Here is an 18,477-nt window from a genome sequence, read left to right as displayed (position 1 = left end):
TTATCTTAATTCTTGAATAGCACAGAAATCCATATCTCCGTAGTCCAGGTTCTCTCCCGCCATTCCCCATATAAAAGTATAGTTACTGGTTCCTGCTCCGGAGTGGATAGACCAGGGTGGTGAAATCACCGCCTGTTCGTTCTGCAGCCAGATATGCCGGGTTTCCTGGGGTTCTCCCATAAAATGGCATACGGACTGCCCTTCGGGTACTTCAAAATAAAAGTATACTTCCATTCGCCTGTCGTGCGTATGCGCAGGCATTGTATTCCAGACGCTGCCTGGTTTCAGCTCCGTCATTCCCATTTGCAGCTGGCAGGTTTCCAATACGGAATTGACCAGCAGCTTATTAATCGTACGGTGATTGGAAGTTTCCAAGGCGCCCAGCGTAACCACTTCTGCATCTGTCTTCGCTACCTTACGGGTAGGATAATGCTGATGGGCAGGTGTGGAGTTAAGATAAAACTTAGCAGGATTTGCAGCATCCTTGCTACTAAATACCACCTGCCTGTTTCCTTGCCCTATATACAAGGCCTCTTTATAAGCCAGTTCAAATTCCTCCCCATCTACCAATACCAACCCTTCACCGCCTACATTGATCATTCCCAATTCCCGGCGTTCCAGGAAATAGTCTGCTTTCAGCAAGTCAATGCTGTCCAGTGTCAGTGCATCTGTTACCGGCATAGCTCCACCTGCCATATAACGGTCGTAATGGGTATATACCCAGCGAATAGCATCTGCTTCAAATACCTGCTCAATAAAAAAAGCTTCCCTCAGCTTAGCTGTATCCAGCTGCTTCACCTCACTAGGGCTGCTGGCATACCTGGATTCATAATACGTGCTCATATACAGATTGTTTATTTTTTTTAAAGTGAATCATGCTGATAAATGCTGACACCTGCTGCCTTTGTATTTAATATGCTAATAACTTACGTGGTAGTCTTTTCTGATAGGCTTACCTGACCACAATTTCTGTGCAGTCCATTCTTCCGGCGGGGCAGACCAGAAGGGATCTTCCGGGGGTAATCCTAACGCCAGAAAACCGCTGGTACATAAATAAAGGCTGCCGGTAGAAGTATAGGTATCCGCTACTTCCGGCTGATGCCCGCAAATACCCAGCTGCAGCCATCCTTTTCCGTCAAAGGTTCCTTTCATTTCATATACCCGTTTCATCACAGCGGTAAGTGCACAACGTACCTGTGCAGGCGATAGTTCTTCCGGTAACTGATGTTGCAATGCCAGCTGGACTAGCGGTTGAAATGCAGCGGTACGGTAAGTCATAGACCTCCCTAATGCAGGGTAAGTACCATCAGGAGCAATCATGCGTTCCTGCAATGCAGCAAAACGTTGCATCCTCCTGATTGCCTGCTCATAATCCGCCTTAGTCCCCTTCCCTTTATCCATCAATACTTTCAGGATATCTGTCAACATAGGATGGATGACATAACCATTATAATAATCCATTGAAAATTGTGCACCATCACTATACCAGCCATCGCCGGCATACCATTCCTTCATTTTCTGAATGGCCACCATGGTACGCATCGGTTCCCAGTCTTCATTGATAAACAAAAAGAAGGTTTCAATGATAGCGGCAAACAGTAACCAGTTGTTATAGCCAGGCTTAATACGCCGTAGTTCTCTCAGCTCTTTTATTACGCGTTCCTTTGTAACATGATCCAGCGGATGCCATAAAGCATCCGGCGCCCTTAAAAAAGCATGACATAAAAACGCCGCATCTACCAAAGGCTGTGCTTCCGTACGAAAATTGAGATAGTCCGGCGATCCCGGATCTACACCATTTACAATACCTTGCAGCACCTGTTCCCGCAGCCGTTTCCTTGTTCTGCCTTCTGCGGTAACGTCATCAGGTAAGGCCAGCCACGGTGCCATTCCCGAAATGGTCCGTCCAAAAGCTTCCAGATAAGTCACCTGCTTTACGTCCAGTCCATATCCTTTTCCCAATTCCAATGGCAGATTCTTTTTTAGAGTACCCCGGCTCATATTTTCAATAACCGGACTGCAGATCCTGACTAGTAACTGTGTCCAGTACTGCCTGTCATGCTCCATCAAGGAGGTGGCAGTTGGCAACGGTGATGAGGTACCTGACAGTACCCGCCCCGGAGTAATAACGCCGGCCAAACCCGCCAGCGGTGCTATCTTAATAAAGTTTCTACGTTCCAAGTGCAGCTGCTTTTATTAGATTCAATACGTGGAAAGGCAGGTAAGCTGCCTGTTTTATACTAAGTTATGCAAACGTTTGCAAAATACAAGGCATTTATATGGATGCTTTATTTTCCGGGTCCGTATTACTTAGTTGCTGATTGGATCTTCCACCACATTTTGCCTTTCAGCTGTTGGCTGGTCAGGGGAAATATGATCCTGTATACATGCGGGGGCCACGACTGCAGCAGCCGCTCATCTTTGATTAATATATCTTCTATAACAGGCGCCGCACTACTTGCGGGATACAGCATATTTAATTCAAACCCTTCTCCACTTAAACGCAGTATTCCAGGTTGAAGAATATGGGGCCGGCAACTACTCATAAAATGCACTGCGGTTTTCCCGTTATTCTCCACCAGGTTGTACTCATCTGTAATGGTAAATGATTGTCCTCTTTTCAGCAGGTAGGCTCTGTACCAGGTATTTATTCCGGCGCTATCGGGATATGCTTTAGCCAGATCGAGCGAAAAGGATACCGTAGATGGGGTAGCCTTATAGACAGGATTACGTGCTGCAAATTGCGCGCCGACATGCTGTTCTATACCATTAATAAAAGGGAGGTTATGATAAACAGACCGCATTGTCCAGATAGTATAACGTTCCGGCCCAAAGGTTTGCCGGGTATATACTTCGCTGCCAATATCAATAAACACCGGTTTGCCATCATAATAAAGCATAAAAGTGCCTACATCATTATGATTGTGGCTTTCGTTATTATGCCCGCCCTTGGCAGCAAAATAAAACCCATTTGCAGTACCTGCCTTATCCCGTGCTGCCAGTATCTGTGTACCTGACAGCCAGCAATCACCCAGTAAAGGGGCTGCCGGGGGATAATCCATTATTTCCCCAGCCAGCCACAGGTTTTCCACAGTAGCCTGCAACGTTTCCTGCGGAACACGGGTATCCCAGTGCTGCTGGTGTGCCAGGAAACTGCCAAATCCTTTCATCTGATCATCACCAATCGCTTTTCCATAAGTGTAGATTAATCCTGCTGGCTGACTTAATTGGGCAGCCGCATCTGCGAAGTTGATATAGTAACGGTCATTGATATACGCACGATAAATATACCTGCCTATATTTTTCACCAGGTCATGATCAAATTTATTAACCTTACCACCGGTTCCCTGAAATAACAATGCCAGATACCCGTACAACATACCGCCGGCGCTCTCCCAATAGGCAGGGCCTTCTTCACAACCGCCATCGGCCTTATAGTAATTGATGAACTTGTCTACGGACCGCATGGTTTTATAAACACCTGCTACTCTTTTTTCCGGATCTGTTTCTATCAGTAAAATGCAATTCAATACATTATAATTGACCCATACATTCCAGTTATTCACAAACTTGTCATTCCTGAAAGCCATCCACCAGAAATCATCCCGCTGATAATAAGGCGTCAACACCTGCCGGTTAATTTCATACCGGATACGGGCAGCAATCAGCGGGTTTACCTTATCAAATGCATCATGGAAGAAGTAGTGCACCCAGGCCAGCAAAGCCCCGGTATTACCTACCTCCAGATCAATAATGGGGTCATTTATATCGGGGATACCCAGCCCCTTCTTTTGTGCACTGAGATGTGCAGATAATGACCAGGTTGTCATTTCACAAAACGCCCATACCCCATTGATGATCTGATCGGTAAAGCGGCCTTTCCCCTCAGCCAGTTCTGCCAGTACCAGTCCTTTTAAATGAGCAACATTAGCATTATAAATATTTTGCATACTGGTACGATTGCCGGTACGTACATAGTCAAGGTATGCTGTGGCCGGCACCAGCTGCCACTTATAGGGAAGTGCACTTTCTCCATAGCTGATCAATGCGGCTTTATATGCCGGCAATAACTTATCCCAGGCTTCCCGGTTATCATAAGCCGGAAAATCCACCCATTTGGTATCCGGCAGTAAATCTGCTTTCAACTGAGCAGCGGTAAAAGTGCCGGCCAACAGATTGCGCTGCTCCTGTGCCCGCAATGTAAAGGTTGTACAGGTGAGCAGTATGGCAATAAGTATTAAATACTTTCTCATTATTGTTACGTGGGTTTATAAACAGTTATGCGGCTGTAAATAGTCAGATCTAAGTATCAGGTATTGGTTGCTGAATCTGAAGATAATATTTCTTCTACTTTATTCTAAAAGACATCCGTAAACGGAAAAATGATTTACAGCAACCGGCAATTTTGTTAAATAACTATCAGGTTATATCATAATCTCATCAAAAAGTATGGTTTTGGATGAATTTCGAAAGGGATTTGCGCGGCTTCCACAGAGATTATTTACCTTTGTAAGCTGCATCCAGCAAATGTTACAGCAGCTTTTGCAAATAGGCAAAATCTTATTAAGGATTAATATTTTAGTATTAACAGCCGGATAGCATATTTTCTACTTTAGCCATCATGAACACTTACTTACAAATACATCCGAAAGATAACGTGCTGGTAGCCCTACAGGACTTATCAGCAGGTACTGATATACAGTTTAATGGCACCGCAATTTCCTTATCGGGTAATATACCTGCCAAACATAAGTTCCCGGTTTCAGATCTTCAACCAGGCGACGCTATTACCATGTATGGCGTTTTGGTAGGTAAGGCCACGCAGCCTATTACCAAAGGCAGCCCGCTCACTACTTCCAATGTGGCACATGATGCCAATGCCTTTCATCAAAAAGAGGGTAATATCCAATGGCAGCAACCTGATGTGAGTGCCTGGAAAACCAGGACCTTTATGGGGTACCATCGTAAAGACGGACAGGTAGGAACGCGCAACTACTGGCTGGTAATACCACTGGTATTTTGTGAGAACAGAAATGTAAATGTGATCAAAACTGCCTTTGAAAAAGGACTGGGATTTGCTCCTACTGAAGTATATAATGAACAGGTAAATGATCTGGTAGAGTTCTATAAAAAAGGGGATCTTGAAAGTATCAGCAACTATTCTCCTGAAACAGTAACGCATACGAGCAAACGTAATAATATATTCCCGAACATTGATGGTATAAAATTTCTTACCCATGAAGGTGGTTGTGGCGGCACCCGTCAGGATTCTGACGCTTTATGTGCACTATTGGCAGGGTATATACACCATCCCAATGTAGCAGGAGCTACTATTCTGAGCCTTGGCTGCCAGCACGCGCAAGTGTCTATATTGATGGAGTCGGTAAAGAAACTGAACCCTTCATTTGACAAGCCGGTACTGGTATTCGAACAGCAGAAAAGCAGTTCTGAGTTTGCCATGTTATCCAATGCCATTAAAGATACCTTTATGGCGCTGATAGCGGCCAATAAAATAACCCGCCAGCCCAGCCCTTTATCTAAACTGGTTATCGGACTGGAATGTGGCGGTTCTGACGGCTTCTCCGGTATCTCTGCAAACCCTGCTGTAGGGCATACTTCCGATATGCTGGTAGCCTTGGGTGGCACCTCCATTTTATCAGAATTCCCTGAGCTGTGTGGTGTAGAACAGGAGTTAATCAATCGGTGTGAAACAACAGATACTTCGGAAAAATTCATCCGCATTATGCGCGCGTATGAAAACCAGGCCCAATCTGTTGGTTCCGGTTTTTATATGAACCCTTCTCCCGGTAATATTAAAGATGGCCTTATCACGGATGCTATTAAATCTGCCGGGGCTGCCAAAAAAGGGGGTACCTCTCCGGTTACGGATGTGCTGGACTATACAGAATATGTTAAAAAACCCGGATTGAACCTGCTGTGTACACCAGGTAACGATGTAGAATCCACTTCTGCAGAGGTAGGATCAGGTGCCAATATTGTTTTATTCACCACAGGCCTGGGTACGCCTACCGGCAATCCGATCGCTCCGGTGGTAAAGCTGGCTACCAATACCAGACTTGCACAACGCATGCCTGATATCATTGATATAGATACCGGTACCATCATCAGCGGACAACACACTATTGCACAAATGGGCGAACAGATCCTGGAATTTGTAGTAAAATCGGCCAGCGGGGAAGTACATACCAAAGCTGAAATTCTTCAACAGGATGACTTTATTCCCTGGAAACGTGGGGTAAGTCTTTAAACTTATGACTGCTAACTAAAAAAGCGCCGGGATTGAATCCCGGCGCTTTTTTAATTCATTTGTATAGCTATGTTTAAATCTTTACTTCTTCCATTTTAGGTGCAAAGAAATGCATCACCAACCAGGCCAGTAAATACATGCACCCACAAATAATAAACAGCACATTATACCCGGCACCGATATTGCCTAATGCTTTATAATGGTCCAGCAGCCCACCTACTATCAATGGAAATATAATCCCTCCCACGGAGCCAGCCATTCCTCCTATACCTACTACAGAACTTACGGCATACTTGGGAAACATATCTGATGCAGTGGTAAATATATTAGCAGACCATGCCTGATGTGCTGCTGCTGCCAGACTGATCAGTGCTACTACTACCCATATATTATTTGTTTGCTTGGCAAACATGATAGGTACTACACATACTGCAAAGATGAACATGGAAACCTTTCTTGCTTTAAACACCGGCCAGCCTATCTTGATCAGCCAGGAGGAAAGATACCCTCCACCAATGCTACCCACTGTGGTAGCAGTATATACTACAATCAATGGCAAACCCAGGTTCTTTATGTCCAGGTGGAAAGTAGTGGAAAAGTAAGAAGGCAGCCAGAATAAAAAGAACCACCAGATAGGGTCTGTCAACAATTTTCCGAATACAAAAGCCCAGGTTTGACGGATACTGAATAATTTGACCCAGGGTACCCTTTTTGTTTCAGCAACATACCCAGGTGCATTATCACTATGGATATGATCAAACTCTGCTTTAGAGAGCTTTTTATGTTTGGCAGGTACTTCATACATAAACCACCAGAAAATAAGCCATACAAAACCTACTACCCCGGTCCAGATAAAAGCTTCCTGCCAGCCATAAGTACCTGCCAGCCAGGGCACTACCGCGGGAGCAGCTACCGCTCCGATATTAGCGCCGGAATTAAAAATACCGGTAGCCAATGCACGTTCTTTTTTGGGAAACCATTCTGCTACTGACTTAATCGCTACCGGAAAATTCCCCGACTCTCCTATGCCCAGAAAGGCCCGTGCTATGCCAAATCCAAGGGTGGTTTTAGCCAGCGCATGTGCCATAGCCGCAATGCTCCAGACGATAATAGAAACGGTATATCCCATCTTGGTACCGATAGCATCTACAATTCTTCCAAAGAACAACAAACCCAGTGCATATGTGGCAGAAAAGGCCATTACAATATTGCCATAATCACTTTCTGTCCAGCTAAACTCTTTCTCCAACATGGGCTTCAACAACCCTAATACCTGCCTGTCGAGGTAGTTAATAGTGGTAGCAAAAAACAATAAGGCGCAAATGCCCCAGCGGTACTTTCCGATAGTCGTGGAACTCATTACAATAATTTTGGAATTTATAAAGGCATCAATCAGCGCTTGCCTTTCAACAAGGAAAGCGTTTGCATTATTTTTTCTTTCAAGGCTGCCCAGTCTTTGTTTTCAATCACTTGTCTGGACAATAGGTTAGATCCCATTCCTACACATACCACCCCTGTATCAAACCATGATTTCATGCTTTCTATAGTTGGTTCTACTCCCCCGGTTGGCATGAACTTCATATGGGGGAATAAAGGTTTGACAGCCTTTACAAATCCAGGTCCTAATACGTTTCCCGGAAACAGTTTTACAAAAGTGGCATTATTCTTCTCTGCTACATCTATTTCGGTGGGTGTCATACAACCAGGCACCCAAAGGATATTTTCAGTTTGGCAATAACTACCAATGGTGGCATCTGTAATAGGGCTTACGATAAAATCAGCTCCCATACCGGTATATGCTTTGGCATCATCCACACTTTTTATAGTACCGATGCCTAAAAAAAGATCCGGCATACCGGCTGTTTTCAGGTCCCGCATGGCAGCAAAATTCCTGCGGGCGTTTTCTCCCCTGTTGGTAAATTCAAATACACGTATACCTGCATCATAACAAGCCTGTAATACCTGACAACAAACAGCTGCATCGTCATCATAAAAAACCGGTATGATACCACTACGTTCAAAAGCTGCTACTACTATCGCTGGTTGAGGAATCATATTATATCAGTTTTAAAATATCTGCTTTATCCGTTAAATTAAAATCACCTGCCATAAACAATTTAGAATAAGCGGCTGCGGCAGCAAATGAAATAATCTGCTGATCACTGTCGCCGTTCAGTTGCCCATGGATCAGCCCTGCCATAAAACAATCTCCGCTGCCTACACGATCTACTACCTCATTGGTTTCATATTGCCGGGAAACAGACAACTTACCATCATGATAATAAGTGGCGTAATACAAATTATGTGTGGGCCCATCAGAAAAACGGTAGGTAAATGCCACCCGTTTACACCGGGGGTACTTTTCTGTGATCTCCTTTGCCACGATGGCGGCCTGCTCCAGGTATACTTCTTTGCCGGCTGTTTCCAATGCTACCGTATTCAGCCTGGTATCCAGCATTTGATGAGCAGCCCATATATTGCCCATCACCACATCACAATACTGCACTAATTCAGGCATGATCTCAAATGGCTTTTTACCATACTGCCATAACTTACTGCGATAATTAAGATCAGTGGAAATGATCAATCCTTTCCTGGTAGCAGCTTCCAATGCTTCCTTACATACCTGCACCGCCTGGGGATTCAATGCGGGGGTAATAGCACTCCAGTGAAACCATTGTGCGCCATCCAGCAATGTATCCCAGTCAACCGTACCCGGCTGTAGTTCACTGATAGCAGAATATTTACGGTCATATACTACCTCTGCATGTTTCAGATCACTGCCCTGCGCCAGATAATAAGTACCGATGCGTTCACCTCCCCACAGCATTCTGTCGGTACTCACGTGCTGGGCTTCCAGTTGCTGCTGTATCTGCCTGGACAGCCCGTTTTCGGGCATCCTGCTGATATAGGCCACCGGTGTGCCCCAACGGCCTAATGCAGCGGCTACATTAGCCTCGGCCCCACCTACATAAAAAGCCGCAGTATTACTACCCCAATTGGGGGATAAGCGTAATAAAATCTCTCCGAATGAAATAACTTTAACAGGCTGCATTAAAAATTAAAATATGCTTTTGCGTTATTGTAGCTGATATCCTGTACCATTTTGCCTAACCAGTCAACGTCAGCTGGTAGTTCTCCGTTTTCTACATCGTTTCCGATCAGGTTACACAAAATACGGCGAAAATATTCATGTCGCGAGTAAGATAAGAAACTTCTCGAATCAGTCAGCATACCTACAAAACGACTTAACAATCCCATATTACTTAATGCATTGATCTGTTTTTCCATGCCGTCCTTCTGGTCGAGGAACCACCATCCAGAACCAAATTGCATTTTCCCGGGTACAGACCCATCCTGGAAATTACCCATCATGGTAGCAAATACCTCATTATACGAAGGGTTCAGATTATATACAATCGTTTTGGCGAGCTGGTCCTGCCTATCCAGATTGTCGAAGAAAGCAGACATGGCACTGGCCATCTGCCAATCACCAATGGAATCCAATCCTGCATCTGCACCAATGGTATTCAGCAACCGGGTGTTATTATTACGGATAGCGCCTACGTGAAACTGTTGTACCCACCCTTTCCGGTGATTCCAGGTACAAATAAAATGAAGGGTAGCTGCCTTGAATTTTTCAATATCCTGGCCTGCTGGTACTTTGCCTGCACGCACCTGCGTAAAAATTGCCTCCAGTTCTGCCGGCGTAAAAGTGGCGAAATAAAAAGTGTTTAATCCATGATCTGATAACCGGCCTCCCATCGCATGAAAATAATCATGCCGGCTATGCAGGGCTTCCAACATCCCTTCATAAGTGCCTATCTCTTTTCCGGTAACTATGCCCAGCTTATCCACAAAAGCATTGAATACTTCCGGCGTTTCTACTGCTATTGCTTTATCAGGACGAAAGGTTGGCAACACCCTGATATCAGATTGTTGCATGGCCTGGTGATGCTCCAGTGAATCACAGGGGTCATCCGTGGTACATAAGGCTTTCACTTTAAAATGACGCAGCAGGGATTGTGTACTCCATTTATCCAGTTGCGCATTACATTGTTCATAAATCCGTTGCCCGCTCTCTGCATTTAACAACTCTTTTATTCCAAAAGGATTGCGTAATTCCATGTGCGTCCAGTGATACAAAGGATTACGCATGGTGCTGGGCGTGGTAGCTGCCCAATATTTGAATTTGGTATAATCATCCGTATTTCCGGTAATAAACTGTTCAGACACCCCGTTTGCCCGCATAGCCCTCCATTTGTAATGATCGCCTTTCAGCCACATCGCGGTCAGGCTTTCAAACACCTTATTTTGTGCTATTTCTTCAGGTGGCAGGTGATTATGATAATCAATGATGGGCATATCCTTGGCATAGTCAAAATATAGCCGTTTAGCCGTTTCTGTCTGCAATAAAAAATCTTCCGATAAAAACTTTCTCATTTGAAATTATTTGATCTGTCCACATCATTATTTGAACTACTGGTATTACTATACCTTGCTGTAGCCTGCCGTATAAGCAGTGACGCCTTGTTGTAACATGCCCAGCAAATGCGTAGTTACCGCAGCAGTAAAGCCAGGTAGCTTGCTGAGGTCCTCTTCCCATAAACGGGTATTGCTGCAAATTCCCGCTACCATTGCCCCGATTGTTGTCTCATCTGTTAAGGTAACCTGCTCCCAGTACGCTGCAAATACCGCTGCATTATCATCATTGATCACATACCATTCTTCTCCCCGCTTGCCATAGTATTTACCGGTTTCCTGTTTGACTGGTTTTAAGAATAACAACATGGCCGCAAAGCCCAGGCACATTTTGGCTGGCAGCTGTTGCTGCCCGGCATAATAGCGGCAGAATGTCTGCACATTACGTGCATTCATTTTAGAGCTTTCCTGGAAGGTAATGCTCAATAGTTTATGTGCAATAAAAGGATTCGCAAACCGGTCCAGTACATCCTGTGCAAAAGCAGCTACCTGAGGACCGATATCTGCTATGGTGGGCAGTATTTCTTTCAGGACCACTGTCTGAAAAAATGCCTTCATGTAAGGATCTTCCATGCACTCATGTACTGTATTCAACCCCGACAAATAAGCCAATGGTACTGATACGGTATGGCTGCCATTGAGAATCCGCAGCTTTTGTTCCCGGTAAGGCGTTATGCTTGGTGTAATTAACATCCGGGGATCAGCCTGATGAAATGACAATATGGATTTTACCTGCTCATTACCTTCAATCGCCCAAAGGAGAAAGGGCTCCACATCAATCCACAGCTTATCGGTATACCCGGCTTTTTCTTCCAATTCCGCCAGGTTATGCGGCTTACCCGGTACAATCCGGTCTACCAAAGAATTACAAAAGTGATTTTCTGTATCCAGCCAGGTCATAAATGCAGCTGGCAGCTGGTTAAAGGTGGCCAGCTGTCCTATGATTTCGCGGAGTAACTGCCCGTTGTTAACTACCAGCTCAGTGGGTACTATCACCATCCCCGTGCCGGCAGCACCTTTAAAATGCTGGAACCGTTCCCACAAAACAGCCAGCAGCTTGCCCGGATAAGAAGCAGGCACACCCTGTAGTATGTTTTCTTCCACATATTGTATCCCCACTTCTGTAGTATTGGATATAATAATCTGAAGTGTAGACTGATGCACAGTTTTAAGCACTTCCTGCCATTCTGCATTCGATTGCAATACCCGGCTAATAGAAGCGTTTATCAGGGAGCTGTTAACCAATTTTCCTCCGGCAATTCCTTTGATATGGGTGGTGTATAAATTGTCCTGATCAGTAAATTCTGATACGGCTCCTGGTGTAGATTTTACAATCACCACCCGGCCTTCAAATATCCCCTGTTTGTTGGCTTTATCAATTAAGTAATCTACCAGTCCGCGCAGCAATACGCCTGTTCCGAACTGCAATACTTTTTCCGGAAAAGCAAAGTGGCTGCCGGATACACCAGTAGCGGGGTGATTTAATACGTACGACTTATTTAACAGTGGAATCATTGAATCTGATTATTGATGATATTGATGCCTTTCGCTGATAAATATATAATTCATCCTTAACAATTTATAGTATTCCGGCAAATTAAGCATAAAATCTGTCAAAGCAATCCGGCAGTCATTGTATCATCTCCACAAATAACTAATTGGTTATCAAATAAAAAGACATTTACTTTTGCATTATTCCTGTTATTTTAAATAGCTTTCATTGATAGCAGCATTGTCACTATCAATATCTTGCTAATGGCAGTTGGCTGGATTTTAAGTAATTTTGCATTCTTAAATTTTCTGATAAAATGAGCAGACATGGAAAAGTGCTGGTAGCCATGAGTGGCGGTATTGATAGTACTGTTACAGCGCTTATGTTGCATGAACAGGGGTATGAAGTGGTGGGTATCACCATGAAAACCTGGGATTATGCCTCAGCAGGTTCCAGCAAAAAGGAAACCGGCTGCTGCAACCTGGATTCTTTTAATGATGCACGGGCGGCGGCGGTGCACCACGGATTCCCGCATTTTGTGCTGGATATCCGGGAGGAATTCGGTGACTTTGTGATCAATAATTTCGTGGATGAATACATTGCGGGACGCACGCCTAATCCTTGTGTGTTGTGTAATACCCATATTAAATGGCGTGCGCTGATGAAACGTGCAGATGCGATGGATTGTGTGGCGATCGCCACGGGCCACTACGGGCAGATCCGTGAACTGAATGGACGTCATATTATCAGCAAGGGGGTAGACGAAACCAAAGATCAGAGTTATGTACTGTGGGGCCTGCAGCAGGATGTGCTGAGCCGTACCATGCTGCCTTTAGGTACTTACCGCAAATCTGAAATACGCCAGATGGCTTTTGATTTTGGTTATCCCGAACTGGCCAAAAAGGCGGAAAGCTATGAAATTTGCTTTGTGCCCGACAATGACTACCGCGGTTTTCTGAAACGTAAGGTAGAAGGTCTGGAAGAACGCGTAGATGGGGGCAACTTTGTGCTGGCAGATGGTACGATCGTAGGTAAACATAAAGGTTATCCATTTTATACTATCGGGCAGCGTAAAGGATTGATAGCAATGGGTAAACCGGTGTTTGTAACAGAAATCATTCCCGAAACCAATACGGTAGTACTGGGTGATGAAGACCAGCTGCAAAAGAATGAAATGCACGTAGGGGGAATTAACCTCGTGAAATACGACCATATACCGGAAGGACTCGAAGCAACTACTAAAATACGCTACAAAGATCAGGGAGCGCTTAGCAACCTGTATAACGATAACGGAAAGGTAAAGGTGCGCTTTTACGAAGCAGTAAAAGGTATCGCTCCAGGACAGTCCGCTGTGTTTTATGAAGGGAATGACGTGATTGGTGGTGGTATTATCCAAAGTGGCAGTATTTTGGAGAAATAGCTGCGAGCTATGAGCTTTGAGCCACGAGCGATTATCGTATATTGCAGATGTTGATTATATACTTCGCTGCATTTAAGCTCGCAGCTGGTAGCTCAAAGCTCGTAGCTTTCAAAATAAGCCGTAGCTCATTCCAAAAGCTATACCTGATGATTAAACCGCTCCTATCAGCTATCCTGGTTTCCTGCTTCCTGATATTAGCTACCGGCACAGCTGTGCTGGCCCAACTCCCCCGTTACGTTATTTCATTCACCGATAAAAAGAACACGCCTTACCAGCTAGGTGCCCCCGAACAGTATTTATCTCCTGCGGCTATACAACGCCGGCAACGCCAGCAGATCAACATTGACAGTACGGATCTTCCCGTAACACCGGCCTATGTGGACAGTATTCTTCGGGCAGGTAACGTTACAGTGTTGTACACTTCCAGGTGGTTTAATCAGGTGATCATTCAAACCAATGATGCCAGTGCCCTTCAAAAGATCAACGGCTTTCCCTTTGTAAAAACAACCATGCCGGCAGCACAACGGCTGGCGCCTGGTCCTGCAATAGCTCCCGGAAAGCTCAGTGAAACGGTTGATTCCGGAAACATCCCCCTTTTACGTAGTACCGCAGCTGATTATTATGGTAATGCCTTTGATCAGATCCATCTGCATGAAGGAGAATACCTTCATAATAAAGGAAAACGCGGAGCAGGTATGATCATCGCCATTCTGGATGCAGGATTTTCGGGAGTGGGTGATAATAAAGCTTTTGCACAACTTCGTAATCAGCAACAACTCATTGCTACTCACAATTTCACCGATAATACGACGGAGGTATTTGATTTTGGTACACATGGTGCTTTTTGCCTTTCCGCACTGACGGCATACCTGCCCGGCCAGATGGTAGGCACCGCCCCGGAGGCGGAATATGTATTGTTCCGTACAGAAGAAAACGGGATGGAACAGCCCATAGAAGAACATAACTGGATAGCCGCCGCCGAAATGGCCGATAGTATAGGGGTAGACGTTATCTCCTCCTCTCTGGGATACAATCTTTTTGATAATCCTGATTATAACCACACCTACAGCCAGCTGGATGGTAAAACCACCATCATCGCACAGGCCGCTGCCCTGGCTGTACGTAAAGGCATGATCGTCGTTAATGCAGCCGGTAATGAAGGTAATCATCCCTGGAAATACCTGTTAACACCTGCCGATGCAGATAGTGTACTCACCGTGGCAGCAGTAGATAAAGCACTGCAGGTGGCGACTTTCAGTGGATATGGCCCTACTGCGGATGGCAGGATAAAACCGGATGTAGCCGGCCTGGGAGTAGGTACCGTGCTGGTGAATACAGATGGTACCCTGACCAGTGGCAATGGTACTTCCTATGCTACCCCCGTGCTGGCGGGACTGGTTACCTGCTTATGGCAGGCTTTTCCTCACCGCACCAATATGGATATCCTCCGGGCGGTAAAAGCCTGCAGCAGCCAATACAGACAGCCGGACTACCGCATTGGATATGGTATCCCCAATTTCCGTGCAGCCTATGATACGTTACTGAAAATGGAGCTGCAGGATACTGCTTATATCCGGCAAACACTGGACAATCATCCTGTAAAAGCTTTTCCCAACCCCTTCAACGACCAGCTAAGAATATACTATAAAGCGTCAGCCAACCTGCAGATCATGCTGGAATTAATGGATGCTGCGGGCAGAATAGTAAGAAAACGCAGCCTCCCCGCTGTGGATATGAACTATGGCTATTTTAACTGGCAGGATGGGCTCTCCTCCCTTCCGGCAGGGGTTTATTATTTACGGGTAATACAAGGCACTGTCAAAAGCACGCTCAAGCTGGTGAAGCTATAAGTATCCTGACTACTGCTTTTTAAGATATATCTTCCGGAGCAACCAGCTAAACCAGCTACTGATTTAACACCCGGTTACTCTTTTACCAGCTTTACAGCAAACATGCTGTCGGCGCCATCATGATACCCTTTGATCGTCCCTCCTTCCACTACTTGCAATGTACTGTTCTCTACGATCCATTGCACCATCTCTTCATTTTCCTTTTTGAAAACAGAGCAGGTAATATAGATCAATGTACCTCCAGGTTTTATAAACGGGATAACGTTTTTTGCTATACGCTTTTGCAATTCCTGGAATTCCAGGATCTTGTCTGCTGTGAAACCCAACAGACTTTCCGGGGTACGGCCCCAGGTTCCTGAACCACTGCAGGGGGCATCCAATATAATACCATCGAACTGACGGTTGCCTACCAGTGTGGGCAGGTTGCTGCCTGTGAGGTCCATCACTTTAGATTGAAAATCTTTAATACCGGCTTCAGCAAACCGTTTTTTCAGATTATCCAGGATAGTAGCCCTGACATCCGTTACGAGAATGTCCACTGTAGGTTGCAGGTCTTTCAGCAATATCGCTTTCCCGCCGCTGGCTGCACAGCAATCCCACCACTTATCTTTGGGCCTGGGCTTAAAAAGCTGCCCGGTTTGCTGACTGGACACATCCTGTATTTCGTACCACGCCTTATTGGTGATGATATCATCTATCCTGGTACTGTTAGGCAACGCAATGGTATTACGGCCTATCACTTCATAAGCCACCCCTGCCTGCTGCAGCAGGTTTAACAACCGTTCCTGTTTATTACGCACCCGGATAAATAAGCGTGGCTGCACAAAAAAAGAATGGGCAAATGCGGCGGCATCAATATCTTCAGAAAGCTCATTGATAAAAGGAAAAATGGCTGCAGGTACAGCTGCCTCTCCCGGTGGAGCAATCTTTGCCAGCTTCTCTTCCAGCGAAAGCCCTATCTGCTCATTCAGATCGGGCCGGAAAAATGCCAGCCATTCATTCGATTGTGTTTCACAGAGAAAAGTACCTGCCTGTATCCTTTCAGGTACGGTCATTACGGCTTTTCCTAAATAACCTAACCTGAAATAGTGATATACCAGCTGTGATACCCAGCGCCGGTCCCGGCTCCCCATATGCGGATGCTGCTTGAAAAATGCTTTCAGAAAATGGTGAAGCGGTACATGGCTATCGTAAGTACGAATGATTTTCTCTGCGGATGCTAAATAATTTTCCCAACGGGTCATGCGCAAAGATAGCTGAATTACTGATGTGATCCCCTGCTGCAGCACTCAAATGCAGAGGGGCACTAAAACAAAAAAGCCGGCATACGCCGGCTTTTGCTATTCCTTTATAAGAAGTATGATTACAGTTTCAGTAATGCTTTCAGCGGATCTTTACCAAACAGCAACTGCTCAGGGTTTTCCAGCATTTCTTTTACCCGTACCAGGAAGCTTACAGACTCACGGCCATCGATAATACGGTGGTCATAACTCAGGGCTACATACATCATCGGCCTGATCACCACCTGGCCATCTATGGCCATAGGGCGCTCCTGGATCTTATGCATCCCCAGGATAGCTGACTGTGGTATGTTGATGATAGGTGTACTCATTAAAGAGCCAAATACCCCACCATTGGTAATGGTGAAAGTGCCACCGGTCATTTCGTCCATCGTCAGTTTGTTATCCCGTGCTTTGGTAGCCAGTTCTACTACTTTCTTCTCAATACCTGCCATATCCAGGCTTTCCGCATTACGGATTACCGGTACTACCAGGCCTTTAGGAGCGGATACTGCAATAGATACATCACAGAAATCGTGGTATACCAGTTCCTCTCCATCTATGTAAGCATTTACAGAAGGAAATTCCTGTAAAGCAAAACAACAGGCTTTGGTGAAGAAGCTCATAAAGCCCAGGTTCACCTCGTGTTGCTTTTTAAACACTTCTTTATACTTTGCTCTTAAAGCCATGATGTTGGTCATGTCCACTTCATTAAAAGTGGTGAGCATAGCGGTAGTGTTCTTTGCTTCTACCAGACGGCGGGATACTGTTTTACGCAGATTGCTCATCTTTTCGCGGCGCTCGTTGCGGGTAAACATTTCCTGGCCTATTGCCACGCCTGGATTTTGCAGGGCAGCATATACGTCGTCTTTCTTTATTTTACCATGAGCACCACTACCTTTAATACTGGAAGGGTCTACATGCTTATCTGCGATCACCGCTGCGGCTACTGGTGTAGCTTTAATATCATTAGGAATGCTGGTTACCGGAGCCTGCTGTGGTTGCGGCGCTGCTTTAGCCGCCTGTGGTTGCGCACTGGCTGCTGCAGGTGCTGCCTGACCCGCTGGTCTTGGTGCACTGGTATCTATCTTACAGGCTACATCACCTACTTTCAACACATCTCCTTCCTTCCCTACTGTTTGTAATACGCCTGCTTCTTCCGCATTCAGTTCAAAGGTGGCTTTTTCTGATTCCAGCTCGCAAATGATCTCATCGCGTTCTACATAATCACCATCTTTCTTTATCCATTTCACCAAAGTTACCTCACTGATAGATTCACCCACAGTAGGTACTTTCATTTCAATCGTTCCCTTATTCACTGCTGGCGCTGCCGGTGCGGCGGCTACAGGAGCAGCTTCGGGAGCGGGTGTAGTGGCTGCAGGTGCAGCTGCCGGTGCGGCGGACGCCGGAGCGGCTGCATCAGCATCAATCGTACAGGCTACATCCCCAATTTTCAAAGTAGCACCTTCCGGAGCCGATATCTTTAATACCCCTGCCTTTTCAGCATTCAATTCAAAGGTGGCCTTTTCTGATTCCATTTCGCACAGCACTTCATCCTGCTGTACATAATCGCCATCTTTCTTCAACCACTTTGCAATTGTTACCTCGCTAATAGATTCTCCTACCGTAGGGACTTTGATTTCGATAACCATATTTAATCAGTTGATGGTGGGCAATTGACAATC

13 protein-coding genes are annotated in these 18,477 nt (G+C 45.5%); 3 read left to right on the top strand and 10 right to left on the bottom strand.

The window, feature by feature from the left end:
* From kduI to ABR189_RS28405, 3 genes are all read right to left on the bottom strand, one after another.
* Nucleotides 1–843, bottom strand: coding sequence for a 5-dehydro-4-deoxy-D-glucuronate isomerase (gene kduI / locus ABR189_RS28415; protein ID WP_354663911.1), 843 nt, complete (start codon nt 841–843; stop codon nt 1–3).
* Between the two features lie 75 nt (nt 844–918).
* A complete protein-coding gene (locus tag ABR189_RS28410) occupies nt 919–2,181 on the bottom strand; it encodes a DUF2264 domain-containing protein (protein WP_354663910.1) in 1,263 nt (420 codons plus the stop codon).
* 125 nt (nt 2,182–2,306) lie between these two features.
* Nucleotides 2,307–4,253 carry a heparinase II/III domain-containing protein gene (locus ABR189_RS28405; protein WP_354663909.1) on the bottom strand — a complete coding sequence of 649 codons (1,947 nt, stop codon included), beginning with the start codon at nt 4,251–4,253 and terminating at the stop codon, nt 2,307–2,309.
* 368 nt (nt 4,254–4,621) lie between these two features.
* On the opposite strand from ABR189_RS28405, the gene ABR189_RS28400 reads away from it, so the two are divergent.
* On the top strand, nt 4,622–6,268 hold the full coding sequence (locus ABR189_RS28400; RefSeq protein WP_354663908.1) for a UxaA family hydrolase: 1,647 nt from the start codon (nt 4,622–4,624) through the stop codon (nt 6,266–6,268).
* Between the two features lie 73 nt (nt 6,269–6,341).
* Here ABR189_RS28400 and ABR189_RS28395 read toward each other — a convergent pair whose 3' ends face one another.
* From ABR189_RS28395 to ABR189_RS28375, 5 genes are read right to left on the bottom strand one after another with little or no spacing between them, the layout of a single operon-like run.
* On the bottom strand, nt 6,342–7,628 hold the full coding sequence (locus ABR189_RS28395) for an MFS transporter (protein WP_354663907.1): 1,287 nt from the start codon (nt 7,626–7,628) through the stop codon (nt 6,342–6,344).
* Nucleotides 7,629–7,660: 32 nt separating this feature from the next.
* Nucleotides 7,661–8,323 (bottom strand): beta/alpha barrel domain-containing protein, encoded by a 663-nt coding sequence (locus ABR189_RS28390; protein WP_354663906.1) that lies wholly within the window; start codon nt 8,321–8,323, stop codon nt 7,661–7,663.
* 1 nt (nt 8,324) lies between these two features.
* The gene (locus ABR189_RS28385) at nt 8,325–9,323 is read right to left on the bottom strand and encodes a PfkB family carbohydrate kinase (RefSeq protein WP_354663905.1); all 999 of its coding nucleotides are present in this window, start codon (nt 9,321–9,323) and stop codon (nt 8,325–8,327) included.
* A complete protein-coding gene (gene uxaC, locus ABR189_RS28380; RefSeq protein WP_354663904.1) occupies nt 9,323–10,711 on the bottom strand; it encodes a glucuronate isomerase in 1,389 nt (462 codons plus the stop codon). The genes ABR189_RS28385 and uxaC overlap by 1 nt, the downstream gene beginning before the upstream one ends.
* Before the next feature lie 48 nt (nt 10,712–10,759).
* Nucleotides 10,760–12,265, bottom strand: a complete 1,506-nt coding sequence (locus tag ABR189_RS28375) for a tagaturonate reductase (RefSeq protein ID WP_354663903.1) — start codon at nt 12,263–12,265, stop codon at nt 10,760–10,762.
* 293 nt (nt 12,266–12,558) lie between these two features.
* On the opposite strand from ABR189_RS28375, the gene mnmA reads away from it, so the two are divergent.
* Both mnmA and ABR189_RS28365 read left to right on the top strand, forming a co-directional pair.
* On the top strand, nt 12,559–13,662 hold the full coding sequence (gene mnmA, locus ABR189_RS28370; protein WP_354663902.1) for a tRNA 2-thiouridine(34) synthase MnmA: 1,104 nt from the start codon (nt 12,559–12,561) through the stop codon (nt 13,660–13,662).
* A 146-nt stretch (nt 13,663–13,808) separates the two neighbouring features.
* A complete protein-coding gene (locus ABR189_RS28365; RefSeq protein ID WP_354663901.1) occupies nt 13,809–15,512 on the top strand; it encodes a S8 family serine peptidase in 1,704 nt (567 codons plus the stop codon).
* A 74-nt stretch (nt 15,513–15,586) separates the two neighbouring features.
* Here the strand turns inward: ABR189_RS28365 and ABR189_RS28360 are convergent, their stop codons facing one another.
* Entirely contained in the window at nt 15,587–16,756 is a 1,170-nt protein-coding gene (locus tag ABR189_RS28360; RefSeq protein ID WP_354663900.1) for an RsmB/NOP family class I SAM-dependent RNA methyltransferase, read from the bottom strand.
* Between the two features lie 119 nt (nt 16,757–16,875).
* Nucleotides 16,876–18,444, bottom strand: coding sequence for a 2-oxoglutarate dehydrogenase complex dihydrolipoyllysine-residue succinyltransferase (gene odhB / locus ABR189_RS28355; RefSeq protein ID WP_354663899.1), 1,569 nt, complete (start codon nt 18,442–18,444; stop codon nt 16,876–16,878).
* Between the last annotated feature and the right edge of the window lie 33 nt (nt 18,445–18,477).

This window comes from Chitinophaga sp. H8 (assembly GCF_040567655.1).
Lineage (GTDB): Bacteria > Bacteroidota > Bacteroidia > Chitinophagales > Chitinophagaceae > Chitinophaga > Chitinophaga defluvii.
Note: the sequence above shows the minus strand (reverse complement) of the source record. Positions and strands in the feature narration are given on the sequence as shown.